Origin of the sequence: Streptomyces sp. CT34 (assembly GCF_000805335.1) — a bacterium.
Lineage (GTDB): Bacteria > Actinomycetota > Actinomycetes > Streptomycetales > Streptomycetaceae > Streptomyces.
In genome coordinates this window covers 1,592,795-1,599,466 of the sequence record NZ_KN708638.1, presented here as the reverse complement: position 1 = coordinate 1,599,466, position 6,672 = coordinate 1,592,795, and the positions used below count along the sequence as shown (strand labels likewise).

Here is a 6,672-nt window from a genome sequence, read left to right as displayed (position 1 = left end):
CCCGTGGGCGACCCCCGGCGGGTCGACGTTCACCCGCCTTTTCCGTCCGGCGGGTTGACGTCCTTCCCCGGCCAGCGCCCGCGCAACTCCGCCAAGGCCGCGCGAACAGCGGGCCTGTGGTCGGTCCGGGAGCGCCAACGACCGCGAGATCCGCCTCTCCCCGTACGACCGGGCCGATGGCGTGGTGGGGGGCGGACTCCACCAGCCGGCGGTCCAGGACGGGGTGGCGCCCGGCGAGGCCGGCGAGCGCGGCGTCGGCGAAGCCGCGGCAGGCCGTGGGAACTGCCCCCGGGGTCGGCCTCCCTGGTTCTCCAGGGCCAGGCGGTGTTCACCGCCCTCCTCGCCGCGGTGCTCCTGAAGGAACGCGCCCGGCGGACACAGCTCGCCGGCACGGCCATCGCCACGGTGGGCATCGTGCGCCGTGCGTCAGGCGGACGCGCACCTTTACGTGACGGGTTCTCCGCCCTCCGGGTGGTGGAGCCTGACCCGTGCGTCCCCGGGCCTGGTGCCGTGCGACAGGCCGGCGGCGTCAGCGGCGGTGCGGACGAGTTGGCGGAAGGCGGTGGGGTTGGCCGTTCCAGCGGGGCGGGAGGTACACGTCGACCCGGTTCCGTTCCCGTGTGACGCGTGCGGGGTGCGCCCGGCGGGGTGAAGTTGATCAGGCCGCGGCTGCGCTCGGCCGGGTCGGGGCCCGCCACGAGCCGGTCCATGGCGGCCCGGGGCGGGTCCGGGGCCCCTGACTGCGGGAGCGAACACCGCGGTCAGGGGGCAAGAGCGGGTAGTGGTGGCTCTACACGGTCGAGGGGCAGGTGGAGCCCGCGCAGCCGCAGCAGGGGCATCGGGCTCCGGGTCAGGTCCGAGACGAGGGTCAGGTCCAGGCACAGTTCTCCGCCGCCGAGCGGCTTCCTGGTCCCGAACCACTTCCCGACGGCGCGGGACCAGGTGGCGCACAGCGCCTTCAGTTCCTTCCGCTGCGGATCGAGGGTCACCGCGGCCGGCGGCTGAACGAGCAACGGGAGGGACACAGGGGGAAGTTGACGGTTGAGGGGGTAGCGGTAGGTCACCTCGGCCCGGACGGTCACCGCGTCCGCCTTCGGCCGGCCGTCGCGCAGCAGCAGGGTCTCGAAGAGCGTCAGGAAGTGCTGGTCGAGCGCCTTGCGCGCAGAAGTGCCGAGATCGGCGATGTTCACCCGGGTGTCCAGATCGACATGCGGATGCAGCGGGTTGGGGAAGGACACCCCCGCCGTCGTGAAGACGAAGGGCGCGTCCAGCTCCCGGTTCGGCACCAGGTGCCGGTTGCGCTCCAGGGAGGCGACGGCCCAGGCGTCCTGGAAGGCCAGGATGTCCAGCCCGGAGAGGACGACGGTACGCGCCGGGATGGCCTGGCCCCGGCTGGCCGGCAGGTACGTGCGGGGGGCGGTCTTCTTCCGGTACGCGAAGCGGTGCGTGCCCGGCTCCTCCTCGGTCGAGGGCAGCGGAACCGTCTCGTACACGTCCGGCTCGACCAGGACGCGCGGGACGCCGATGCCGGTGGGCGGCGTACCGGTGGGCCTGACCTCGACGACGAGCGTGTCCGGGACGCCCGCCACCGTTTCGGCCGACTCGCTGAGGACGAAGGGGAAGGCGGGGTTCCCCACTCCCGCTGCCGCGGCGGGCGGTGGGGCGGCGGTCAGCGGGCCGGCGGCGGAGTCCGGTGTGAGGGCGGTCAGCATGGCCAGCAGAGCGTCGACCGCGACGGCGGCCTTGCGGAAGGTGTCCGGTTCCTTTGCCGGGTCGCTGGTGGCGTCGATCCTCGCGAGATACCTGTCGAGGTCGGCCCGGACCCCGGGGAACGCGGTGGTGAACTGGGCGAGGTGCGGGAAGGGGTCCGTCAGAGTGTCCGCCCAAGCCAGGGCCGTGTCCCGGACGTTGAACCGCACCTCCAGGAGGATCTCGTCCTGCGGATAGTGGAACGGGCGCGTGTAGGTGAACGCGTAGTCCCAGCGCGTGAGATCGCCGAGCCGCTCCGTTCCGGTGGCCGCCGCCTTCCCTGTCTGCACCGTGAGGATCGGGCTGTCGGGGAACGCGCGCAGCGGCAGCGGCACGTCGAAGGTGGCGGGGGTCAGCTCCTTGAAGCCGCCGGGACGCACGAAGGCGAGCCAGCTCGACGGACGGTAGTCGGTGCCGCCGAGCCCCTCGCCGATCTGGTGCTCGATCGCGGTGGGCCGGTAGGCCAGGTCCACCGCGGCGCGTTTGACGACGCCGCCCTCGCGGTCGTGGACGACCTCGGGGCCGCTCAGCACGAAGGTCAGGGGCCGGGTACCCGTTCTGAGGGTGAGCTTGGGCGACGAGGAGGTGAGGGGGACGTCCTGCCGGTCGCCGTCGGATGCCCGGTTCCCGTCCGTGAGGGCGAGCGCCATGCCGCCGTACAGGCGTGGCGGCTCCTGGGCGAGCGGTTCGCCGATGTCCGCTGTCACCTCGGCCTGGAACTCCACGGCCGCACGGGTGGCGTACGCCTCCGACAGCCGGCTGAGGAGCTGCTGTCGGTACGCCGCACGCGCCGTGGCCGGGGCCGCGCCGCGCTGATCGGCGAAGACCGGTGTCAGCCAGGTCTCCGCGATCTCGGCCAACTTCCGCTTGCAGGACAGGAGTTCGTCGAGCCAGTCCCGCCGGGTGCTGCCGAAGGGCTGCCGGGCAAGGATCTGGAGCGCGGCGGTGTAGCGGGGGGTGAGGACGGAGTCGACCGCCGCGAACAGACCCCGGCACCACAGGTCCAGGTCGACGCCGGTGAAGTCGCGCGGCACCGGGGTGACCAGGCCCTCACCGGTCCTGAACTCGCGGATCTGCACAGCGGAGCGCGACTGCAACGCGGTGGCGGCCGGGCGCGGTACGAAGACCAGCGGCCCGGCCTCGCCCGGCTCCTTGAGCGCGCACCGGACCGGGACGCCGTCCTCGAGCCCGACGCGTACCGCCCACAGGGCCGCCGCCGCGCCTGGCCCGGTGTCGCCGCGGTCGGCGCCGGAGGCGACCTTCAGCAACTGGTCGGAGCGGGACAGGGCCTTCTCGAAGGAGTCGGCGAAGACGGCCAGCCCCAGGGACGGGTCCTTCCCGGTCGTCTTCTCGTGGCGTGGCGGAACGGCCGTCGTGGCCCGGCGGATGCCGGGCACGGTGGCCAGACCGCCGAGGACCGCGCCGCCGGTGCGGCCCATGGTGAAGGAGACGGACAGTTTGAAGAGCTGGGCGGGGTTGACGGCGGTGGGGTCGAGCGGGATGGCGAGGGTGTGTGCTGCCGCGGGCTCCTGGGTGGTCGTGCCGAAATCGGCGCGGTCGGTGAGGAACTCCTTGACGCTTCCGAGCCAGCGGAGCAGACCGGTCCGGTGGGGCCCGTCGAGGGGCAGCGGCTTTGGGCGTCCGTCCTTGTCGACGACCAGGGTGGTGGCGACGGTGAGGGCGATGCCGCTCGGGTCGGTGAGCTGGTCCAGGAGGGCGAGGTACATCCGCAGATCGCGCGCGGCGTTGAGTTGAGCGGTGGAGGAGCGGGCGGATTCCTCGCCGTGGAAGGCCGCGGTCCCGCCGAGGTCCCGGTGTCGCGAGGGGGCCTTCGGCCCGATGTCGCGGGCCCTGAGGGTCAGGACGCCGGCGGGCAGGCTGTGCACGGTGAGCCGGACCGTGCGGCCGTCGGCCTGGAGCCGGGCTTCGGTGACGGGGACGTGGGGGCTGATGGTGTAGTTGGCGGCGGCCTGGGCCGAGGCGGGATCCACGGCTTCGGTGAACTCCGCCTCCACCGTGGTGCCGTTCACGGCGCGGGCGGCGAGCAGCCCGGCGTAGCGCGTGGCGTCGAAGGCCAGGCGGAGTTCGATGGCGGGCTTCCCGTCCGCGGTGGCGACTCGCCAGTCGGGGCTGACCGCCGGCCACTGGCCCAGTCCGACGAGTGGGTCGGCGTAGCCGGCGAGCGCCGGTGGCCGGCCCAGCGGCGTCCGGCCCTTGGCGGCCGGTGCGGACAGCGTCGTCACCAGCCGGTTGCCGAACTGGTCCAGCCAGTCGAAGGAGGTCCGGAGAACCCCTCCCACCCCCGCGTACCGCCCCGGGCTCCCCTTGGCGAACCCGGTGTACGGCACGGTCAGGGCGTACGTCCACGTCTCGTCGTCGGCGGGCGCGGGGACGGTGCGCAGCTTGTTCCCGTCGTGTGGCGCGGTCTGTTCCACGGTGGGGCCGGCCGGGATGCCGAGCGGGCTGGCGGTGAAGGCCGCGTTCTCCTCGACGCGGTAGCCGAGCAGCGTGAAGTGGTGCAGCAGGTAGCGCCGGGCGAAGCCGTCGGCGTCCGGGTCGGCCGGAACGGCCGCGGGTACGGGCCGCTCGGCCCGGAACGCGACGACCCCTTGTGGCACGCTCGGCGTCCGGACCATGGGGCCGCCGGTGACGCGGATGAGCTGACCGTCCGCGAAGAGGCCCGGCACGTCGGCGTTGTCGGCGCCCAAGGCCGCGAGGTCCTCACCGCAGAAGGTGCCGACCTCGGCCAGGGTGCCGGTCCGTCCGCTGACGCCCGCGGTGAGCCGCAGCGCGGGCAGCCGGAGGGCGTCGGGGTGGCTGAGGAAGGTGTCCGGCTGGAGGTCGGTGCGCAGCGGATTGGCCGCCCGCAGGGCGTCCACGGTGGTGGAGAAGAGGTCGGCGATGTCCCTCACCTGGATGCGGTTGACCGGTGCCTGGTACACGCCCTGGCCGACGCGGACTTCGGCCTTCTCCCTGAGTTCGAGTGCGGCGTTGTGCTCGGCGAGGTCGCCGACGTCGGAGAAGGAGCGCCCGGCGGCATCGGCGAGCGAGACGTCCGGATCCGTCTCGATGGTCTCCCCGGCCGGCGGGTCGGCCTCGGCGTAGAGCGTGGCGTGTGTGCTCTCGAAGGGTTCGCCGGTCACCAGCGTGTTCATGTGGTCCGTCAGCCGGTTCTGCTGTCCGGGGAGGTCCGGCCTGGCGTGCAGGACGAGCAGGGTGAGCTGGGCCTGGCCGCGGTCGTTGAAGACGCGGTCGGGCAGCCCGCCGCCCGCGACGGTGTCGAAGTAGTACAGGAAGAAGCCGCCGTTGCGGGTGATGCTGGCCTCCCACAGCAGCCGTGTCAGCTCCGCGGGCCGGTTGAGCAGTCCGCCGGCGGGTGCGGCCGGCTGCTGCGGGGCGGCCATGGCCAGTACGCCGCCGGGGCGGGTGGTGGTGGACAGGTCGACCTGCGCGATGCCGGTCGTGACGCGCGCCGGGTCACCGGTCTGGAGCCCGTCGGCGGCGTCCCCGGTGGCGCTCGGCGGGAAGCCGATCAGCAGCCCGGCGTAGCCGGAGTCGTCGTCGCCGACCTGGTCGACCAGGCGTTCCAGGAGCAGCAGGTCCTCCCCTTCGGCGCCGGTGATCTGGTATGTGGCGGCGGAGGCCCGGCCGACGGTGTCGCGCGGTACGCGGGTGACGCCGAAGCGGATCACGGAGGCCCAGGCGTACCGCTTCACCGGTGCGCTGGTGGTGGCGCCGGTCGCCTCGTCGTAACGGGCGACCCCGACCCGCAGTCGGGGCCCGTCCGGGTGGCGCGCGGGGTCGGGCAGGGTACGCAGCGCGTCGGGCAGCTTCCACAGGCGCAGGGCTCCGGGGTCCGCGGCGGTGCCGCCGTACGGCAGGGAGACCGGCGCGGTCGCCTGCCAGACGGCGTGCGTGGTCATCGGGTGGCGCTGGGGGGCGCTGCGGTGCATGGGGGCCGGACCGAGCCGCAGCTCGGGCACGTCCAGCGGGTTCTCGCGGGCCCAGGCGGTGAGCTGGGCCACCGCCTGGCCGCGCTTGCCCTTGGCGAGCGGGAGTTGCAGGCGCTCGGTGGGCTTCCCGTCGCTGCCGACGAGGTGCAGCCAGGACGTGCTCGCGGTGCCGCTGACGGTGAGGACGGCCTCGTCCGGCCGCTCGTCGGGCACGGCGACCTGCTGACCGGTGAGGGCAGGCAGTCCGGCCTCGGGTGGTAGCTTCAGGGCCCCGTCGTCGCCGGTCACCCACATCCCCCGGGCCTTGGGGGTGATGCCGGCGGTCTTCAGCCGCAGCCCGTGCAGTTGGTAGCGGGAGGCCATGCCGGACAGGTGCTGGAGCGCGTGGCACCGCTGGGCCTCGTCGATGAGGGCGCCGAGCCGCAGCCGGTCCAGGTGCGGGAGGGTGAGCGTGGGGGTGCCGTCGGCGGCGAAGACGACGGCGTCGTTGGCCGGCTGGTGGCCGAGCACGGCGAGGGTCGTCCCGAACCGTGCCGCGAGGCCCCGCAGAGTGTCGCCCCGCGTCGGGGTCACGGTGAGCGTCGGGAGGACGAGCACCGCGAGCGGGGCCAGCAGGGTCTCCTGGTTCAGCAACGGCCCGCCCGCCACCGAGCCGTTCTTCAGCAGCTCGGTGAGCGGGACGCCGAGGGCGTTGGCCACGTCGCCCAGGCACTCCCCGGGAAGCAGCGGGTGGGCGGCCTTCCCCGGATAGGAGAGCGTGGTGCCGGCCCGCAGGACGGCACGCCCGGCGTTGGCCTCGGCCAGATCGGCGGCGGGCAGGCCGAGTTCCTTGCCGAGGGAGGCGAAGGTGTCCTTGGCGCGCACTTGCCGGGTGACGGCGGGCACCAGCAGTGCGGTGCCCGCCACGAGCAGGCCGCTCTGCTCCAACAGTCCTGTCTCCGCGACGAGTTGACCGAGCCGCATCCGGAAG

Annotated in this window: 1 protein-coding gene; it reads right to left on the bottom strand. The window is 73.7% G+C overall.

Annotated features, from left to right (window positions below):
* Positions 1–761: 761 nt before the first annotated feature.
* Entirely contained in the window at positions 762–6,629 is a 5,868-nt protein-coding gene (locus tag RZ84_RS39560) for a hypothetical protein (RefSeq protein WP_206743089.1), read from the bottom strand.
* Between the last annotated feature and the right edge of the window lie 43 nt (positions 6,630–6,672).